Origin of the sequence: Mesorhizobium sp. M0408 (assembly GCF_040321495.1) — a bacterium.
Classification (GTDB): Bacteria; Pseudomonadota; Alphaproteobacteria; order Rhizobiales; family Rhizobiaceae; genus Mesorhizobium.
Window position 1 is genome coordinate 1 of record NZ_JAMYRO010000056.1, and the last position, 19,651, is coordinate 19,651.

13 protein-coding genes and 3 pseudogenes are annotated in these 19,651 nt (G+C 61.5%); 11 read left to right on the top strand and 5 right to left on the bottom strand.

The features are described from left to right. A partial coding sequence (locus NKI67_RS32810; protein ID WP_352648961.1) for a hypothetical protein occupies positions 1 to 600 on the top strand: 600 nt, incomplete at its 5' end. Positions 601 to 1,278: 678 nt separating this feature from the next. Next, the gene (locus NKI67_RS32815) at positions 1,279 to 1,434 is read left to right on the top strand and encodes a hypothetical protein (RefSeq protein ID WP_352648962.1); all 156 of its coding nucleotides are present in this window, start codon (positions 1,279 to 1,281) and stop codon (positions 1,432 to 1,434) included. Positions 1,435 to 1,799: 365 nt separating this feature from the next. On the opposite strand, the gene NKI67_RS32820 is transcribed toward NKI67_RS32815, so the two are convergent. After that, positions 1,800 to 2,858, bottom strand: coding sequence for a LacI family DNA-binding transcriptional regulator (locus NKI67_RS32820; protein WP_352648964.1), 1,059 nt, complete (start codon positions 2,856 to 2,858; stop codon positions 1,800 to 1,802). 161 nt (positions 2,859 to 3,019) lie between these two features. Between NKI67_RS32820 and NKI67_RS32825 the strand changes: the two genes are divergently transcribed. The 5 genes from NKI67_RS32825 to NKI67_RS32845 all read left to right on the top strand — a co-directional run bounded on the left by NKI67_RS32825 (position 3,020) and on the right by NKI67_RS32845 (position 8,450). Beyond that, positions 3,020 to 4,009, top strand: coding sequence for an autoinducer 2 ABC transporter substrate-binding protein (locus NKI67_RS32825; RefSeq protein WP_352483383.1), 990 nt, complete (start codon positions 3,020 to 3,022; stop codon positions 4,007 to 4,009). 86 nt (positions 4,010 to 4,095) lie between these two features. After that, positions 4,096 to 5,610, top strand: a complete 1,515-nt coding sequence (locus NKI67_RS32830) for a sugar ABC transporter ATP-binding protein (RefSeq protein ID WP_352648966.1) — start codon at positions 4,096 to 4,098, stop codon at positions 5,608 to 5,610. Further along, on the top strand, positions 5,603 to 6,604 hold the full coding sequence (locus NKI67_RS32835; protein ID WP_352648968.1) for an ABC transporter permease: 1,002 nt from the start codon (positions 5,603 to 5,605) through the stop codon (positions 6,602 to 6,604). The genes NKI67_RS32830 and NKI67_RS32835 overlap by 8 nt, the downstream gene beginning before the upstream one ends. After that, on the top strand, positions 6,601 to 7,596 hold the full coding sequence (locus tag NKI67_RS32840) for an ABC transporter permease (protein WP_352648970.1): 996 nt from the start codon (positions 6,601 to 6,603) through the stop codon (positions 7,594 to 7,596). The genes NKI67_RS32835 and NKI67_RS32840 overlap by 4 nt, the downstream gene beginning before the upstream one ends. A 5-nt stretch (positions 7,597 to 7,601) precedes the next feature. After that, positions 7,602 to 8,450, top strand: a complete 849-nt coding sequence (locus NKI67_RS32845) for a sugar phosphate isomerase/epimerase family protein (RefSeq protein ID WP_352648972.1) — start codon at positions 7,602 to 7,604, stop codon at positions 8,448 to 8,450. 659 nt (positions 8,451 to 9,109) lie between these two features. Here the strand turns inward: NKI67_RS32845 and NKI67_RS33995 are convergent. Continuing rightward, positions 9,110 to 9,249, bottom strand: a pseudogene (locus NKI67_RS33995) (class II aldolase/adducin family protein); the annotation flags it as partial. 14 nt (positions 9,250 to 9,263) lie between these two features. Here NKI67_RS33995 and NKI67_RS34000 point away from each other — a divergent pair. Together NKI67_RS34000 and NKI67_RS32860 are read left to right on the top strand one after the other, a co-directional pair. Then, positions 9,264 to 9,421 (top strand): annotated as a pseudogene (locus NKI67_RS34000) (class II aldolase/adducin family protein); the annotation flags it as partial. Between the two features lie 879 nt (positions 9,422 to 10,300). Continuing rightward, a pseudogene (locus NKI67_RS32860) lies at positions 10,301 to 10,974 on the top strand (protein-L-isoaspartate(D-aspartate) O-methyltransferase). On the opposite strand, the gene NKI67_RS32865 reads toward NKI67_RS32860, so the two are convergent. The 3 genes from NKI67_RS32865 to NKI67_RS32875 all read right to left on the bottom strand — a co-directional run bounded on the left by NKI67_RS32865 (position 10,952) and on the right by NKI67_RS32875 (position 14,520). Beyond that, on the bottom strand, positions 10,952 to 11,815 hold the full coding sequence (locus tag NKI67_RS32865; RefSeq protein ID WP_352648976.1) for a ParB/RepB/Spo0J family partition protein: 864 nt from the start codon (positions 11,813 to 11,815) through the stop codon (positions 10,952 to 10,954). The pseudogene NKI67_RS32860 and the gene NKI67_RS32865 sit on opposite strands and share 23 nt — an antisense overlap. Continuing rightward, positions 11,775 to 12,053: a ParB N-terminal domain-containing protein gene (locus tag NKI67_RS32870; protein ID WP_352648978.1), complete on the bottom strand. Its 279-nt coding sequence runs from the start codon at positions 12,051 to 12,053 to the stop codon at positions 11,775 to 11,777. Before NKI67_RS32870 ends, NKI67_RS32865 begins: the two co-directional genes overlap by 41 nt. Positions 12,054 to 12,774: 721 nt before the next feature. Next, positions 12,775 to 14,520, bottom strand: coding sequence for an adenylate/guanylate cyclase domain-containing protein (locus NKI67_RS32875; protein WP_352648980.1), 1,746 nt, complete (start codon positions 14,518 to 14,520; stop codon positions 12,775 to 12,777). A gap of 472 nt (positions 14,521 to 14,992) precedes the next feature. Here NKI67_RS32875 and NKI67_RS32880 point away from each other — a divergent pair, with 472 nt between their 5' ends. After that, entirely contained in the window at positions 14,993 to 15,349 is a 357-nt protein-coding gene (locus tag NKI67_RS32880) for a hypothetical protein (protein WP_352648982.1), read from the top strand. A 954-nt stretch (positions 15,350 to 16,303) separates the two neighbouring features. After that, a partial coding sequence (locus NKI67_RS32890) for an AAA family ATPase (protein WP_352648983.1) occupies positions 16,304 to 19,651 on the top strand: 3,348 nt, incomplete at its 3' end.

Here is a 19,651-nt window from a genome sequence, read left to right on the forward strand (position 1 = left end):
GATACCGCTCACGGCTTCCTGGCCTGGGCGCTGGCGACGCTGCTCGTCGCCGGCGTGCTCGGCACGGCGCTTTCGGCCGCGATAGCTACCGGTGTCCAGGCTGCTTCGACTGTGGCATCGGGCGCGGCAATGGGCGCTTCGGCAGGTGCTGCTGCAAACGCGGGTAGCGCCTCGACTGACAACGCCACATCGTATTTCGTCGATACGCTGTTCCGCCCGGCCGATACGGCAAGGCTCGCTGCCGCCAATCCGGAGAGCGACGCTGCGGCAACGGCGCAGGCATCGCGCATTCTAATCGCGAGTGCCGCAGCAGGCGAAATATCGGCCGACGACAAGACCTATCTGTCGCGGCTGGTGGCCGCCCGCACAGGCCTGTCCGAAGCGGATGCCACCGCTCGCGTCGATGCGGTAATCGCCAGAGCGCAGGACGCCAAGGTCAAGGCCCAGCAGGCGGCCGACACCGCCAGAAAGGCAGGCGCCACCTTCTCGCTGATTGGCGCGCTGTCGCTGGTCGTCGGGGCCTTCATTGCCAGCGCGGCTGCAGCACTTGGCGGCAGGCAGCGCGACGACGAGGAAGCGATTTTCCTGACCAATCGTTGATGGGTGGCTTATGCAAGTTCGATCGTAAGGCTTGCCCGTCGATTTGATGGCGGATGACTAGACTAGTGGGGAGCGGTCGAGCATGCCGAGGCATGGTTGAACGGGCTCCGACGGCCTGGTGAGCCGAAGCCGGTCAGCGATACGCTGGAAGGCGAGCTCGGCGAGGTTGGGGTGTCGAAGGAGGAGCAGCGCTAACCTTGAAAGGCGCGCCACGGCTTTGCCCGCTCTAGGGGTTTACGCCACGGGCTTGTGCGCTGAACCGCACAGCTCCTGCATTCGTCTGAAAACCGCGGTCAACAAGGGGTCAGAACAAGAGCTGCTCAAAATCGATGGGATGGAAGGCTCCCGCTCCGCCGGTGGTTGGCATCGATTAGGATGGACAAACCGGGAGCGTAAGAATGGAAGAGATTTCTACCGTCAGCATTCCATTGCAGCATAACTGAAACCATCCGCATGGACCCGGTAACATTCCGGGTGTCTATACGGCCGCCCTGAAATGCTCGATTTCGAGAAATCTCGACCATCATCGCCTCCCATGCGGGCAAAGTCTGTCACTGCACTAACGGCCATTTGAAACCTTGGGAAGAGAATGGGCCTGTCTCTGCCATCTTCCAAATGGAACCATCAAGTTGCAACGAGACCTCCCGTGCAGGGCGGCTTCAGGGCGACTAGGTTTGGGTGGATGGCGAAACCTGCGCAACAAGCGAGGGCAGCGCCAACGCCCCGGCTGCGGTGTTCACGATGAATGCGGAAGCGCTCAACCGGATATTCCTCGGTGAGGTCACGGCAGCTCAGGCAATCAAGGAAGGAACCGTCCACGTCGCTAGCGGCTGAAGCCCTGGCCCGGTTCCAGCAGATGTTTCCGCCGCCTGAACCGCTGACAGCGTGATAGCGGAATGCACGATGCTCCCGTCAGTTCTGTGAATGACTGTAATGGCGTCGACTCAAGCCGTAGCGCAAAAGGTCAGGTTTCGTGAAGTGCCGGGAAGTGTCGCGAAATGGCGCGTCCCGCTGGTTCAAACATCTCGGCCGTGAAAAGCTCGATCGGCGAGCGGCGTTGCTTTCAGAGGGAAATTCCTGCTGGAATTAAAGCCCTCCTCCCTGATCTTGACCCGGATCGCGTCGAAGATAACACGCATAGCAGCGCGCGCGTTGATACCCGGGTGAGGGGAGCTGTGCAAAGACGGGTTTTCGGGACTTCACGCTATATCCTTCAACGTATCCAGCGGCCCTTTCAGAGCAGACCTGGGCTGGATCAACTCGGGCGCAATCAAGAAAATCTGCGGTGCCGCCGGGGGTTGATCGATCAGTTCGAACGCCTTCGCAATCATCGCCTCAAAATTCTGCCGCACCATGATTACGGGGAAGGGCAGGAAAGAGGCGAATGGGTCATAGTCGTAGCAACCGACGACAAGCTCGCTAAACATCTCCGCCGGCCGGCCCGCCATGAAACGCAGCAGACCCTCCATATTGATCGACGAATTGATTAACAATGCGCGCGGCAGCTTGCCATGGCGTTGGCAAAATGCCTCGAAGGCACGCAATGTTATGTCGGGCGAATAGCCGGAGGACTGTACTCCGTCATCAGGGTCGGCGCCCAACAGTGCCTTTTTGGTCGCATGGAAAGCGGCGATGCGTTCGCGGCTTGCGTGGTCGTTGCGGCCGCCAAACAGAAACAGCTCGTCCGGCCGCAGGGGGTCATCATTGCCGAACTGGCGGATGATTGCCTCCGTCAGCATCCGCGCGCCCTCATAATTGTCGCTGATCACCGAATGCGCCTTTCCTCCTGGTAGGTCGATGTTGACATGCCTCAGTCCCGCCGCCTCGCAGACCTCGTGCACGCCGTCCGGATCGGTGGCGCCGACAATGAAGAGCTGGTCGATTGAGTAGGAAATCAGCGTCTCCGCGGTCCGGCGTTCCTCTTCCGGGTCGCGGCTGGCACTGACCACGACCGGGCATTGACCGCGGCTGCGCACATGTCCCTCAAATGTCTGCGCCATGGAGGAGAAGTAGCGATTGTCGTGGATGGGCAGCATCAGGCCGACCAGGCCCGATCGCGACCGTCGCAAGCCTCGCGCCTGCAGATTGGTGGTGTACTGGTGGCGTTCGGCGAGGCTGAGAATTGTTTCCGCCGTACTTTCCTTGATGCGGCGCTTGCGCCAAGTGCCATTCAGCACCGCGCTCACGGTCGACGGGGAACTGCCCGATAGCACGGACAGATCATAGATCGTCGCCTTCTTCTTGACCTGCTGATCCATCTGGCCCTCCGGAGGGTCTCTTTAGAGCAATATCCCGCTGGAGCAATATCTCCCTTGACGAGCGCATCTTGATGCAAGATAGTCTTTGCACCATCGATTGTGCAAGCACAAATTGGTGGCGGACGTATGTTCCCGTTGGGAACGTTATGGGAGGAGTACAGATGAAAAAGTTCATGATCGCGGCGCTCGCCGCGACCCTTATGCTTGGCGGATCAATCGCTGCCATGGCTCAGCAGGCCGGCAAAGTCGGCGTCGTCGTCAAGATCGGCGGCATTCCCTGGTTCAACGCAATGGAGGCGGGCATCAAGGAGCGTGGCCAGAAGCTCGGCGTCGACGCATTCATGGTTGGCCCGACCAGTGCCGATCCGGCACTGCAAGTTCGCGCCATCGAGGATCTGATCGCACAGGGCGTCAAGGTCATAGGTGTCGTGCCGAATGACGCGAAGGTGCTTGAACCTGTCCTGCAGAAGGCGAAGGACGCCGGCATCATCGTCATCACGCATGAATCGCCCGGCCAGAAGGGCGCGGACTGGGATTTCGAACTCGCGTCCGCGACCGGCTTCGGCGAGGCTCATGCCAAGCTCTTGGCGGACAAGATGGGCGGCAAAGGTGAATATGCAGTCTTCGTTGGTTCGCTGACAGTGCCGCTGCACAATGCCTGGGCCGATGCGGCAATCGCGTATCTGAAGAAGAACCATCCGGACATGAAGCTTGTCGGCGATCGTTATGGCGTCGCCGAGGATGTCGACAAGAGCCGCAGCACTGCACTTGACCTGATTTCCGCCAATCCCGGCTTGAAGGGCTTCCTTGCCTTCGGCAGCCAAGGCCCGATTGGCGCTGGCCGTGCAATCGAAGAGCGCCGGAAGGTGGGCCAGATATTCGTGCTCGGGCCATTCTCGCCGGGGCAGGGCCAGAAGCTCATCAAGAGCGACGCGATCTCCGGCGGCTTCATGTGGAATCCGAAGCAGGCGGGTGAGGTTTTCGTCACGCTGGCCGACCAGCTCATGAAGGGCAAAGAAGTCAAGGATGGCGATACGATCGAAGGGCTAGGGACAGTCAAGCCCGACTTCGAAAACCATAACATCATCGTCGATCAGCTGGTCCCGATCAACAAGGACACTGTCGACGGCCTCGCGGCGATGGGCCTGTAAAGCCTTGCAAGGCTGTGGCAGCCGGGCTGGCCTCGAGCCGGCCCGGCTGAGGATGTGTCAACGCGATTAGATCCAGGTTCAACTCGATGGCTGATCAGGCACCCGATGGCGCCGCGTCACGGCCGCTGCTATCGCTCCGAAATGTCAACATGACGTTTGGCGGCGTCAAGGCGCTGAAGAATGTCAGCTTCGAGGTTCTGCCGGGCGAGGTGCATTGCCTCGCCGGCGAGAACGGTTCAGGCAAGAGCACGCTGATCAAGGTCATCACTGGCGTGTACAGGCCCGAGGCCGGCGCCGAGATCGACTATGACGGCCAGAGCTACGCCCATATGTCACCGGTGACGGCGCAGGCCGGCGGAATTCAGGTCATCTGGCAGGACCTCGCCCTTTTCCCCGAGATGACCGTCGCCGAGAACATCGCGTTCCAGACTGTCATCGGCCGCTGGCCGCGACTGGTGAACTATGCCGAAATGCGGCGTGTCGCGACCAACGCCTTGCAACGTCTTGGTGTTACCCTCGATGTCGATCTCGCACTCCACAATTTTCCAATCGCACAGCGGCAGATCGTAGCTATAGCGCGCGCGCTCGTCGGCGAAGCGAAGCTTGTCTTCATGGACGAGCCGACGGCCTCGCTCACCCAATCTGAAACCGACTATCTGCTGGACATTGTGCGCAATCTGTCGGCGTCGGGCGTTGCCGTTGTGTTCGTCAGTCATCGCTTGGCGGAGGTTCTCGAAATCTCCAGCCGTGTGACGGTGCTGCGCGACGGCGCCTTGGTTGGCGTCTATCCGACCAAAGGTCTGACCCAATCGCGCATCACAGAGCTGATGACCGGCAAGACCTTCGACTATTCCGTCCTGCATCGCGATTTGAGCACGAGCCCGGTCATGCTTGAGGTTAAAGGGCTGTCGCGGCCCGGTGAATTCGAGGATGTGTCATTGACGGTCCGGCGCGGCGAGACGCTCGGCGTCACCGGGCTGCTTGGGGCAGGGCGCACCGAGCTGGCGTTGACCTTGTTCGGCATGCGCAAGCCGAGGTCCGGCTCTGTTGTGCTGGATGGCAGGCCCGTTCGCTTCGGTTCCAACCGTGACGCGATCGCCGCCGGCGTCGCCTATCTTTCGGAAGACCGGCTGTCGCTCGGCCTCATTCAGCCCCAATCAATTGCCGACAATATGGTCATTGCCTCGCTGGACAAGGTTCTTTCGGGCGGTTTCATTTCGAGCGATCGCAAATGGTCCCTGGTCAGTAGCTGGATAAGGGATCTCGGCGTTAGGATCGGAATGCAGGAAGACGCGGTTTCGACCCTGTCGGGGGGAAATCAGCAACGTGTCGCCATTGCAAAATGGCTGGCGACTCAACCGAAACTGCTGATCCTCGACGGACCGACGGTCGGTGTTGATGTTGGCGCGCGTGCCGGCATATTCGATATCGTTTCCAAGCTGGCCGACAGCGGCCTGTCGATTATCCTGATCTCGGATGAGGTACCGGAAGTCTATTTCAACGCGGACCGTGTGCTGCACATGGCTCAGGGGCGCGTTGTCGGCGAATATGTCCCCGGCGCCACGTCCCTCCAGGCGATCGAAGAGGCGGTCTATGCGTAGGTTTGTCCACTCTCATGCAACGGAGCTGGCTTTGCTCGCCGTGATCGCGGTCATCTGCGCCTTCCTGTCGTTTGCGACAGACCGGTTCTTCACCCTCGGCAATGCGTTTGACCTCCTGAACACAAGTTCGGTCAACATCATCTTCGCCGTCGGTCTGCTCGTCGTGCTGATTGCCGGCGGCATTGACATCTCCTTCGCGGTTGCTGCCTCCGTCGTACAATATCTGACGGCAATCGTCCTTGGCTGGATCGGCGGCGGGAATTGGATTGTCGGCCTCACCATCGCTGGCGCATTGGGCGTCGCGTTGGGCTGCATCAATGCTTTCCTGATCCACAGGTTCAGGATCATCTCGATCGTCGCCACGATTTCGACCTTCAACATTTTCTTCGGCTTGCTGATGTTCTTCACAGGTGGCGTTTCGATCTACAATCTGCCGGACTGGCTCACCAACCGCGTGGTGCTGTTCGAGCGCGAGATGGCTGACGGCACCTGGGCGGAGATAACCCTACCCGTGCTCATTATGGCCATATGCGTATTCGCTACCTGGGCGTTGATCACGCGCACGACCACTGGTCGCCAACTCTACGCTTTTGGCGACAATCCGGAAGGCGCGCGCCGCTTCGGCATCAATGTTGGTGCCATGCAGTTTATCGCTTTCGGCTGGCTTGGCCTGATGGCAGGCATCGCCGGTCTCGTCCAAGCGCATTACGCGCAGGAAGTCGTGCCTAACGCCCTGTATGGGCGTGAACTCGACGTCCTGGCAGCCGTAGTCCTTGGCGGTGCGCGGCTTGGCGGCGGCAAAGGCAGCGTGCTCGGCTGCATTCTTGGCGTTCTGTTGGTCTCGATCACCCAGAACGGACTTAATTTGATGGGCGTGTCGCCTTTCGCGTTCAAGATGATCGTCGGCACCATCATCCTGACCGCCATCACCCTGTCGAACACCAGCATCGAACGCCTGCTGCCGTTCCTGAAAAGCCGGCGGGTGCCTTCATGACGGCTGTGATTGAACGCGTCCGCAACTTGCTTGGCCCCGAACTGGCAGGTCCGCTTGCTGCGTTCGTGGTGGTCATGATCGTGTTCGGCATTGCCGCACCGAACTTCCTTTCCCGGGCCACTTTTGGCTCCGTCGCCTACCAGCTGCCGGAGCTCGGCCTGCTCACACTCGCCATGCTGCTCCCGATCCTGACCGGCGGCCTGAACCTGGCCATCACCTTCACGGCCAACATCGCCGGGCTGACGCTCGCTTGGATCCTTCAAAGCCAGGGCGGCGTCGACGCGGGCATTGGTGCCATTGTCCTTGGCGCGATCGTTGCCCTTGCGGTCGGAGCACTTAGTGGACTGATCATGGGGCTCGTCATCGCCAACACCAAGGCTCACCCGATCCTGGTCTCGCTGTCGATGATGATTTTCCTGCGCGGTCTCGGTGAGTTCCTGACGCATGGCGGCGACGTGTCCGGCTTTCCCAGCTTCCTGGCGCCGATCGGCTACGGTTCGATTCTTGGTATCCCGGTTCCGTTGCTCATTTTCATCGCCTGTGTGCTGATCTGGCACCTCCTGCTGACGCGCATGAAGCTAGGCTTCAACACCTATATGATCGGCTCCAACATCGAGGCCACGCGCTACTCCGGCATCAATACGCGCAAGGTGCAGGTTCAGGTCTACACACTGTCCGGTGCGATGTGCGCGGTCGCCGGTATCATCATGCTGGCGCGCTTCAATTCGGTGCGTGTCGGCCACGGCGAGTCCTACCTGCTGATCACTGTGCTTGCCTGTTTTCTTGGCGGGGTCAATCCGTTCGGCGGCTTCGGTCGCGTGATCCCTGTCTTCGTCGCGCTCGTGGTGCTCCAGCTTCTGTCCTCTGGACTCAATCTGATGGGCGCCAACCAGCATCTGGCGACGGCGGTCTGGGGCATTTTGATGATCACGGTGATGATCCTGCGCTGGGCTGCCGGGCGCCTAAAGGTCCTAAACACAAACAAAGGGTGAGTTAGATGCATGGTTTTGGGGTCCACACCTCGATGTGGACGATGAACTGGGACCGGGCGGGCGCAGAGAAGGCGATCGCCGCTTCCGTCAAATACGGCATGGACTTTATCGAGATCGCGCTTCTGAACGCGCCAGCGGTCGATGCCGCGCATACGCGCGCCTTGCTCGAAAAGCACAATCTTCCAGCTGTTTGCTCGCTTGGTCTGCCGGAGCGGGCCTGGGCCTCGGTGCGGCCGGATGCCGCCATCGAACATCTCAAAGTGGCCATCGACAAGACTGCAGAGATGGGCGCTCTGGCGCTTTCCGGTGTGATTTTCGGTGGTATCGGTGAACGCACCGGCCTGCCACCCACCGAAAAGGAATACGACAACATCGCGCATGTGCTGACCGTCGCCGCCAAGCACGCCAAGACGCGCGGCATAGAGCTCGGAATCGAGGCGGTGAACCGCTACGAGAACCACCTGATAAATACCGGTGCGCAGGCCGTCTGGATGCTTGAGAAAGTCGGCGCCGACAACATCTTTGTCCATCTCGACACCTATCACATGAACATCGAGGAGAAGGGGGCCGCCAATGGTATTCTGGCCGCTCGCGAGCACCTGAAATATATTCATTTGTCAGAGAGCGACCGCGGCACCCCGGGCACCGGCAACTGCCCCTGGGACGAGATCTACGCAACGCTCGCGGCGATCGGCTTCAAGGGCGGACTTGCCATGGAAAGCTTCATCAACATGCCGCCGGAAGTCTCCTATGGCCTCTCCGTCTGGCGGCCGGTCGCGAAAGACGAGGCCGAAGTGATGGGCAATGGCTTGCCTTTCCTGCGCAACAAGGCTCGCCAATACGGTCTGATCTGACCCAATGCATGACGGGCAGGAGGCGGACGGCGCGAATATCGCCGTCTTCGACGTTGGCAAAACCAGCATAAAAGCTCTCGGCGATGACGTTCGACGGCGTGCTCGCCGAGAGTATTTCTGTCCGCAACGAGGTTCGGCCCGGTCCACCTTGGCGGGACCACGACCTCAAGGGCATTAGCGACTGGCTGTTCGGCTCGCTTGCCACTTTGTGCGGACAAGGAACAATGTGCGTAAGGAGTGGAGCCCATTGTGTCAGGGGCAGAGCTGGAGCCGCCTCGTGCCACCATTGCATCCGGCCTGGAAAACCTTGGGACCAATCCGGCCGGATCTAGCGCGCCGGTACGGCATACCGGAAAAAGCTGTCTGTCCTGACGGGCGGCCACGAGAGAAGCCTCAATGCTTACCGCTATCAGGCAGCAGGCATGCCCGATGCCTTCGTGATCTCTACCGCAACCTGGATTGTCGGAATGTGCACCGCGACCGGTCGGCGGCGTTTTGACCCTGGGCGGACGAGAGTTCAGTCATGTGTGGCAGGACAGGGAAGAGGGACATGCGGCCGACGCCGCGCTGGTCAGCTTGTGATACAGCGGGGCACCTTTGCATTGCCGTCCCTCGGCGGCGATGACGGCCTCTTTGCCGGCAGCGCCGGGCGGGGCCGGTTCCTTGAGTGCAACCAAAGCATTGTCGGGCAGCGGGATGGTCATACCGCCCGCCATTCCTCTCATAGTGGAAGCTCGGGATCGTCTTGTGATAGGCAGGCCAGCGTCATGGCATAGAGTGAGTGACAATGCAGTACGACGCGTTTGCCGCCGGATGAACTCCAGCGGTATCAACCAGGGCAATGCAGGCAACCTGTCGGGCTTTCTGATCAGCCCTCGTCGCTTCCTTACGAAACGATGACGCCCGACGACATTGTAGACATGGACTTTGACGGCACCTATGCCGGCCGACGGCCCTCCTCGGAGTGGCGGTTGATCTCCTGCCGCTCCCGCAAAAAAAATGTCACGGTGGAAGCGATCGCCTCGCCTGCTTGGTAGGTCAGCACGGACAGATTTCACTCGCGAAGCGGCGTTGTGGCTGGCGAAGGAGAGGGCATAGCGTTGAAAGTCCGCTAAACAACGCCGAGCGGATAACCTAATGAAAGCAGTTGGTTAGCGGCGGCATCCGGGACCATGATCGTTTCCGGGAAGGACCAGCCGGCGTCGCAGTGAGGGGAAGGACACTTCAGAGATGTCAAAGAGAGTGGCCTGTTCGGTGTTCGTTCGACCTTACCGTTGCTGAACGTACTCTCAACGCTGTGCCCTCGGGTTGGCGGGACTATCTTTGAAGGCGATGTCCTAAACACCGTCCTCTCCTACTCCAATGCGGGCGCCTAGTTTCCGCAAGTCGAGATCAGCAAGGCGCCTCGCAGCGCCCTTGAAAGTGGTGTCCATGGTGTTTTTCGGCGACAATGCAACAGGTTGCAAATCGGCCGAAACAGGCCGCTATCCGCATCGATCTTGGCGCGATCTTTGTTTTCGATGGAACTGTCTCGATCAAGTTGGTGACGCGGAACGGACGCTCGGCCGGGCCGCGCGGGTTATTACCTGACCAGAATGGCAGAAGGCTGAGATGCTCTTGGCTCCCACGGCTGCGGCACTCGGCATCTTCCCTCACCTCAACGGTCGTTCGTTCGTCTGAGTTCGTTTCTGCGAGTGCGCCGTGGCCGATAACGGCCAAGACGCAACGCCCAAATCACCTCCACTTGCCGTTGGGCACCGCAACTGGAAACGATGGCGGGCGTTTCTGTGACTGAACGGGATATAAGACTACTGTGGCAGCAAGCCTGGTTGAGGAAAAGCCCGACCGTCATGAAGCCAATGAACGAAGAGCATCTCGCGGTGCTACGCAGGCACATGGTCGAGATGATTGCAATTCACACCGATCTTGCAAGCGAAGAACTTGGCAAGGCGGCGCTCGATGAGCGGGTAATGGCAGCGATGCGGCGAGTGCCGCGGCATCTCTTCGTGCCAGCATCGGTTGCGCCTTATGCCTACCAGGACACGCCGCTGCCGATCGGCTTTGATAAAACCGTCTCGCAGCCTTTCATCGTTGCTCTCATGACCGATCTCCTCGCGCCGCAACCGGACGAGGCGGTGCTCGAGATCGGCACCGGCCTGGGCTATCAAACCGCAATCCTCGCGGAACTCGCCGGGCAAGTTTGGAGCGTCGAAATCATCGAGGAATTCGTAAGCCGTGCGGAGGCTCTCCTGCAGGGCCTCGGCTTAGCCAATGTCGGCATTCGTGTCGGAGACGGGTCGCGTGGCTGGCCCGAGCACGCCCCATTCGACAAGATCCTGGTCACGGCGGCGGCTGAGCAGACCCCCCTGCTTTACTGAAGCAACTCAAGCCGGGGGGACGCCTGGTTCTGCCTTTGGGATCTGAAGAAGCACAGTTTCTGACTCTCATCGACAAGGATGCGGCAGGGCAACTCGAGACTCGGCAGGTTATCCCAGTTCGGTTCAGCCGGCTCGAAACGGCCTAATGGAAGGTGCAGACAGCCGCGATGGGGGGTTCCCATCGCCACGCTCGGCCTTGTGCCCCGCAGCGCCGCCATCAACATCGGCCCGACCGAAAAACTCCCCAGCCCTAGCCTTGTCAGCTTGGCTATTGCTGGGGTTCCGCATCATCGGCAATGTGCGGCATGATCCGCATCGAGATAAGCTCGCTATGACGAAGTCTAAACGCGAGATCCAAGGCAGTCGACCGTCGCTTCGCATGATCTCGACCCATTTCCAGCCTTCCGCCTTCACCGCCTGGGCCGCGCTTTCAAGGTTGGCTGCGACAAGGGCGTCCAGCTTCACGACATCGACCGCGAAACCGCCTTCCTTGTCATCGAACAGATCGCGCCTGACGGTCCCGCCTGCCGCCTCGTAGGCGTCCAGCCCACCCAGGAATTTGACCTGCTTGTCGCTTGCCCGAACGCCCTCGCCAGCAAGTGCGGAACGAATGTTTTGCGCGTAGCGGTTCCACGAGGGCAGTTCATCCCATACCCGTTCCTGCGCCTCGTGATCGTCGCTGATCGTGAAGGCCGAAAGCTGGTCAAAGGTCATGTCCTCGTTGCGATAAGCCTCCAGCAGGCGCGGCGACACGCGACCAAGGGCAAGGCGGCGGCGCACTATCGTTTCGGTCGTGCCGAACCGTGCGGCAATGTCGGGGACCGACTTGCCTTCCTCCGCCAGATCGCGGAACGCCTCGTACTGGTCGACCGGGTGCATATCCTCGCGCAAGACGTTTTCAGCAAGACTGGTCGCCTTCGCGTCCTCGCCCGCTCGCTCCTTGCATTCAACGGGAAAATCCTTCGCGATCTCTCCCTTCTCGGCCAACAGATTGAGCGCCGCGCGGCGTCGCCCGCCAGCGGTCCACGAAACAGCGGCCCTTCTTGTCGCCCTTCCTGACGACAAAGTTTTGCAGCAGCCTATAGCCATCGGCCCTGATGCTTCCTGCTAGAGCTGCGATACCTTCGGCGCTGTAGGTTTTGCGGACGTTCTTGGGGAGGTTTTTGCGGACGTTCTTCGGGTCTACGTCCAGCTTGTTCAATGAAATGGTTATGGTCTCGGTCATGATGCTTTCTCCTGATTTCCCTTTTTCCCGCGAAGCGAAATCCTGCCCGAAGGGGGCAGGAGCCCCGCTCCTGCTCCCGAGCTCGTGCGGAACAGCGGGGGAGAGGGGGCAAGGGGACAAATCGGACGGGGATCACCCGCCCGAAGGCGAAGCCGGGGGTCTGCGCCGATCCGCGTATGTGGATCCGCGTCGATCCTGCACAGAGCGCGGCCCTGGCCGCGCGGAGGAAGGACGGGGAGACCGATTTTCCCCTTCCAGGGGAGAGGGGGCAGAGCCGCCCTTTCCCCCCTCTTTTCACTACTAACCCTGACCCGGCTGGCGGCCGCCGCCCTGTGGAAGCAGGCGCGGCGCCGTCGGTCACGACGGCTGGTTGTCGTTGCCGGATTTGCCCTTGAACTCAACCGCACCCACCAGGCTGCGCAACCCCGACCAGCTGCGCCTGGCCAGTGCTCTACCTCAGCCAAGTCGTGAGGGACCACGGCAGCAGCTAGCGCCGGTGGCGGGAAAAGTCATGCTCTCCCTAAAGGGAGAGACGAGCGCCTTTGTCGGATGTCGCAGTAGGGTGGAAACCGGAAGTTCGACGCGAACCCAACAGAGAGCTTGCCGGCTGTTCACGGCTGCTCTACGCGCTCAGTCCTCAGACAAGCCGGCCAGAGAACTGTCCTTCCAGAAGCGAAGGGTCAAGAGACGTCGCCTCGCCGCCTTTTTGGAACCCCGATGATCACTCCGGCACGCCGGAGATGCCCAGCGCCTCGACGTAACGCTCGGCGAACACCTCGTCCAGCCAGGGATTGATCTGTCTCTGCAGGGTGAGCGTGTAGGTCGGGAACGCCTCCATCAGCCGCCGCGCCGCCGCCTGCGCCTCGTCCAGCCGGTTGAGTTTGACCAGTGCCATGATCACCACCCGGTGCGAGGAGCCGTAGTTCGGCATCTCGTGCAGCGCGCGTTCTCCCCATGCCAGCGCTTCCTCATAGCGCTCGAGCATCAGGTAGCTCATCCCGATGCCGGAGAGCGCGATGCCGTTCTCGGGGTCGACCGGGCTCAGCCGCATCGCTCTGTGAAAGTGCTCGATCGCGACGAGCGGGCGGCTGGAATGTGCGTTCACCCAGCCGCTGCCCGTATGGCCCTGCGCCGAATTGGGGTTGAGCATCAGGGATCGCTCGATCGCGCCCAGCGCCACCTCGTAGTCCTTCGCGCTGTAGGCGAGCACCTGCGCGGCGAAGCGTAGGCTCGTGGGGTCGTCGCGCGCTTCCGCCAGTACCTCGCGCGCCATGCGCGCGGCGACTCGGGTATCGTCCGGCTCGTGCCAGCACTGGCTCACGGATAGGCTGCGGATATAGGCGCCGAGTGCCTTCGCCAGGATGAAGCCAGGGTCGATGCTGAGCGCCTCGTTGGTGAGCCGGCGCACGTCGGCAAAGCCTTCGCGCGTCATGCTGTAAAAGCGCGGCAGCGCGCGAAGGTAGAGGTCGTAGGCGCTGATGTACTCGGTCGGCTTCATGCGCGCCTGTTTGATCTCTTGCAGCCGAATGCTCGGTTCGACTGCGCCGACGACGCTCTCGGTCACTTTGTCCTGCAGGTCGAAGATGTCGCTCACGTCGCCCTCGAAGCGGTTGGTCCAGACATGGTGCCCGCTGATCGCGTCCACCAACTGCCCACTGATGCGCACCCGCGATCCTGCTCTGCGGATGCTGCCTTCTAGCACGTAGCGGACGCCCAGCTCGCGCCCGACCTGGCGCAGGTCAACCGCCCGGCCCTTGTAGGTGAACGACGAGTTGCGGGCGATCACGAAGAAGGAGTTCACCCGGCTCAATCCCGTGATGATGTCCTCTACCAGCCCGTCGGCGAAGTATTCCTGGTCGGGATCGCCGCTCATGTTTGTGAAAGGCAGAACCGCGATCGAGGGTTTCTCGGGCAAGGGAGGCGGTGCAGGCACCGAGGCGCTGGCGTCGCTCTCGACGCGGTAGGCGCGCACAGGCCGCTCGATGTTCTTGAGGCGCAGGTTGCCGAGCGGCGTGAAGCCGCAGTCGAGCTTGCCCTGAAGGTGGTCGTACGCGGTCCCCGAGACGACCACGGTGCCGGGATCGGCGATGCTTTCGAGGCGGGCGGCGATGTTGACCCCGTCGCCGTAGAGGTCGCCGTCCTCCTCGCAGACCACGTCGCCGAGATTGACGCCGATGCGCAAGCGAATCCGCTCTTCCTCGGGCATCTCCGCCTCGTGTTCTGCCAGGGCCTGCTGGATCGCCATCGCCGAGGCCACCGCGTTGACGACGCTCGCGAACTCACACAACATGCCGTCGCCGGTGAGCTTGACGATCCGACCCCGGTGCTCAGAGACCAGCGGTTCGAGGAGGTCCTTGCGGTACGTCTTCAGCCGCTCGAGCGTGCCGCGCTCGTCCCGCTCCGTCAGGCGCGAATAGCCGACCACGTCGCAAGCCAGTATCGCTGCGAGGTGGCGCTGCGTGGCCATTGCACCACTCAGCCAAGCGCCTGCACGCGGGCCGCCCCGCGTCCATGTCCTGCCAACTTCCTGACTCCCCGTGTGCATGGTATCCATCTCTCCCAGTCGCCGCCCGTCGACGATTCAGAACGCAGAACGCAGCTCGACCTTGCCTTCACGAGATTTCGCTATCCCGCTTGCGAGGCGTGGAGCGTTCCAGTCGCCGCGCTAACAGCCAAGCGACGACACGCCCACGCAGCCTGTAGAGACGCTGACACGCCACTCCCAGAAGGCCGGAGATATTTCCTGCCCTGCGTAACCGGTTGATGCCACCGTGGCGGTGCTTTTGTCACCGCGATGTAACAGCGAGATGCCCTACGAACTCGCGCATCGGGCATCACACCAGACGTTCGCGCATAGAGGTGCTGAGGTTGGCAAGTGGCGCTATCGACTCCTTGCTGAAGGCGCCGCCCGAGTACCGAATCCTGCTGGAGGCGAAGGAATGACCCAAAGCGGACACCACTTTCGCGGCGCGCCTGAGACAGGTATCAATATCGCATGCTCGACATCGAAGCGGAAGCAGCAGCGTTGGCAGGACTTTTCGGCACGGGCCAATCGGCGCCCGTTGTTGACTGCTACTCATCCATCCCTCGACATGCCCACCGCACACCAGATTGCAGATGTCGTGCGGATGAAGCGGCTTAGCCGGGATGGCCCCTCGATGGATTGGACCCTCGACCTCTACAAAAGCACACGGAGCTTCTGGTCGGACTACGACGGCATTCCGAAGCGATCGCTTCGGCGAGAAGTCGTCGTTCTCAATCGGGCGACGGGGGATACATCGGCGAAGACGGCATAAGGGAGGATGGGCCAGACCGAGCCGACGGAAAGGTCGTAGCCAAGGTCTTGGAGCGCATAGCGCCTGGCCGGGAGGCCGCCGCCAGCCAGATTTACGCGGCGCGTCGTTGAGCGAGGTGAAGACCCGAACGGGCTCGACGAGGGTCCACGGCGGTCACAATGTTGTGGTGGTGATCGCAGTAGACGCGATCCGGCGAAGTTGGCCCAGCACAAAAACGATAACCGCCGGGTACTGACGGGTCTTCGCTCACCGGGAAGCGGCACTGATAGAGGCCTAGCTGAATGAGGGGGACATCTCTCGAAGTTAATCTGATATTTTCAGGCATGATGGTTTCCTAGTTCATGGCAATTGCCGGCTGACGGCCGCAGTGCGACCCGTCGGGGCGAGCTTGTCTCGTTTTGGAGGGCTATGGATCACCATATGGTGTTGGTAGCACCGTCAATGAAGCCCGACGTCCTGCTTCTGAAGCCAATAGTTTGCGACTTAAGGCCACACGCCCGAACGCATTGGCAATCTACCATCGTGTCCCCGAGGCACCCGCCCGCCGGGGTTTGTCGGCGGGGGGTGGCACTGGCTTGTGGGCCCCCAATGAGACACGCTCTGCCGACACCCCTCGTTCACAGTCCGGACCACCTCATGCCGGGCCGCTCTAGCCGCCAAAACCCAAATCACTCTAAAACGACCGAGTTCCGACCCCTTGCAGTCGATCAGTTGCGAGCGTCGCATGACGCGATCTGACCCTTCGTCGACGTTCAAACCTTGCATTCTGAACGGCTGCTCAGGGTCATCAGTTCCGGCTCCGGAAGGACATTCTTGCGCCGCCATTTCCCGACATGTCTGGTCCTATTAAATTGGACCTTCAGGCTGAGGCCGAATCGACTCTTCTCGGACCCGTTTTCACGCGACCATGATGGGCTTTTGGTGTATGATTGTACTTTCATACAGGAGGGGGACGTGGACGTCGCCACCTGGCTTCGCGGTATCGGCCTGGGACAATACGAGAAGGCCTTCCGCGACAACGATATTAGTGAAGAGGTTCTTGCCCACCTGACGGCCGAGGATTTGACGGGAATCGGCGTGACCTCCGTCGGCCACCGGCGCAAGCTGCTCGATGCGATTGCCTCACTGGCCCTGGTTTCGAGGTCGGCGCCCATTGGCGCATCCGCATCGCTGAAGACGGCGCTGCCTTTATCCGCCCCGACAGAGGCAGAGCGGCGGCAGCTCACGGTGATGTTCGTCGACCTCGTCGGGTCGACCGAGCTAAGCCATCAGCTCGACCCCGAAGAGCTGCGGGCGGTGATGCGGAATTACCGAAGCGCGGTAACCGAAGAAGTGGACCGTTTCGGGGGGCACGTCGCCAAGTTCTTGGGCGATGGCATTCTTGCATATTTCGGCTGGCCGAAGGCACAAGAGGACGCGGCTGAACGGGCGGTCAAGGCTGCCCTTCGCATTGTGGCGGCAGCTGGTGGAATCAAGACGCAAGAGGTTCCTCACCTTCGTGCACGCATCGGCATTGCCACAGGGTTGGTGGTCATCGGAAGCCTAGGGGGAGGGGAGGCAGAGCGCCCGGACGAGATCGTCGGGGAGACGCCGAACCTCGCAGCACGGCTGCAGCAGGCCGCAGGGCCGGACCAGGTTGTGATTTCCGAAACCACCCGGCACCTCGTCGGAGGGATTTTCGACCTGGAGGACCTGGGAAGGCAGCCGATCAAGGGGATCGGCCCCTCGGTAGCCCTCTGGCGGGTCCACGGCATCGGGCGCAGTGAAAGTCGGTTCGAGGGACTTCACGGCACGATGCTCACGCCGTTCGTCGGCCGAGGCCGCGAGATCGATCTGCTGCTCGAGCGCTGGGGGCGGGTCAGGCGAACGATGGGCCAGTTTGTCCTCGTAACCGGGGAGCCCGGGATCGGAAAATCGCGACTGGTGCGCTTTCTCGGGGATCGACTGAGAGGGGACCGGCTCCAGGAAATCCATTTCGACGCCTCGCCGTACTACGCGAACTCGGCGCTACGGCCCGTCATCTCGGAAATCCGGCGCTCCGCGGAGTTTGCAAGCATTGACCCGGGCGAAACACAGCTCAGGAAGCTCGGGCTTCTTCTGGGAAGGGCTTTGTCCGATACCAGCGGCGCCATCCCTGTCATCGCCGATCTGCTCGGCGTTCGAACCGGCGAGCAGCATTCGTTACGTGATCTGACCCCTCAGCAGAGGAAGGCCATGACGTTTGCAGCGCTGCTGAACTGGGTTGAGGGGCTCGCGACGCGGCATCCGCTGCTCGTGGTCGTCGAGGACGCACAATGGCTTGACCCGACGACGCTGGAACTGGTCGATCGGATCAACGATCGGATCGCCCAATTGCCAGTGCTGCTGCTCGTCACTTTCCGGCCGGAGTTCAAGCCGGCCTGGAGCGGCGCACACGTTGACTGGATCGTGCTCGAACGGCTCGATCCGATTGAGGCGGCCGCAGTGGCCGAGGCCGTTGCGGGCAAGCGTCTTCCGCAGGAAGTCTTGAACGAGATCGTCGCGCACACCGACGGCATTCCGCTGTTCATCGAGGAATTGACCAAGGCGATGCGCGATCTCAACGTCCTTGTCGACGCAGGAGATCACTTCGACCTTTTGGGATCTCTGCCTGCAGTCACGGTTCCCGTGACACTTCAGGACGCGCTGATGGCTCGGCTCGACCGCCTGCCGCCCTCCGCAAGGCATGCCGCGCAAGTCGGTGCCGTGATTGGGCGGGAGTTCGATCGTGCGCTGCTGGCGAGCGTGAGCGACATGCCTGCCGGTGAACTGGAGACGGCGCTCTCGGAACTGATCGGAGCCGAGCTAATCTTGAGCGGCGGCACCGCGGCCAGCCCGGCACACATCTTCAAGCACGCTCTCATTCAGGACGCCGCCTACGAATCGCTCCTCAAAAGGCGCCGCCGGGAACTGCACGGCGCGATTGCCGACGCGCTGGTCAACAGATTCAAGGACGCGGCCACAGCTCATCCCGAACTCGTCGCCGGCCACTACGGCAGGGCCGGGCTCGTCGGGAAGGCAGTGCCATATTATCAGGCTGCGGCACGCACGGCGATCATGCGCTCGGCGACAAGGGAAGCGCTGGACCAGCTCGATAACGGTCTCTCGCTTCTCGAAACGCTGCCGGAAGGCTTGGAGCGCAACCGATTTGAACTCGGGCTCCGCCTTGCGCTCGGGGATGCGCTCCGGGCGGCTAGGGGCACGGCGGCGGTCGAAACGGGCACCGCTTATGCTCGCGCCCGATTCCTGGCAGGGCAAACGGGAGCGGAGCGCGAGAACCTCCGGGCCAGCTACGGCGAGTTTCTCTGTTACTACAATCGCGCGGAGCTCGATCGCGCGCGCGAAGTCGCCAACGAGCTGATGCGCGCGGCGGCGCGCGCATACGGCGAGGGTGGCCCAATCGGAGTGGACGCAGCCGGATTCGTTGCCCTTTGGATGGGCGATTTTGCCACCGCACGCTCTTTCCTGGAGCAGCGGGTCTCGACAAGGGCACCTGACCTGGACCCTCTGCTCGGTGCGGACATCGCCGACGCCGGACCGAACCTCTACCTTGCCCGGACGCTGCTCATTCTGGGCTACCCCGAGCAGGGGTACCGGCGGTGCCGGCAGGGTCTGGAAACTGCGGAGAAAACGCGCCAGCCCTTCGCGATCGTGTTGGCTCTCGCCAACACGTGCGTCTATTACCACTTGTGCAAAGACTGGCTCGCCCTTCGGCGCGACAGCGAGCGCCTGATTGCTCTCGCGTCCGAAAAGGCCATGCCTGCAATGTTGAACAAGGGACGGGGCTTTCGAGCTGCCGCACTCATCGCTGAAGGAAATGCAACCGAAGGCCTCGAGACCCTCAAATCCTGCTACGAGCACGACGTGAACGCCGGTTACCTGGTGATGATGCCGTACTACGAGTCCATTCTGGCTGAGGCTTACCTTAGTAGTGGCAACGTTGAAGATGCGCGACGCGTGCTGGACGACGCGTTCGAGCGTGCGACTTCGACCGGCGAGCGTTGGTTTGATGCCGAGCTGTACCGACTGAAAGGGGAGTTTGCTTTGCGCGAGCCTGGTCGCGACGGCGACTTGGCGGCGGAATCTTTCGACAAATCGGTAGAGACTGCCGGGGCGCAGGCCGCCAAATGGTGGGAGTTGCGAGCTGCGCACCAGCTCGAACGCCTGTGGGCAGCGCGAGGCGCCGGGGAGAAATCCCCCAGTTTTCTGACACCCGTTCGCGACTGGTTCACCGAGGGTTCCGAAACCGCCGACGTCAGAGAGGCCGAGGCCCTGCTCAGCGAG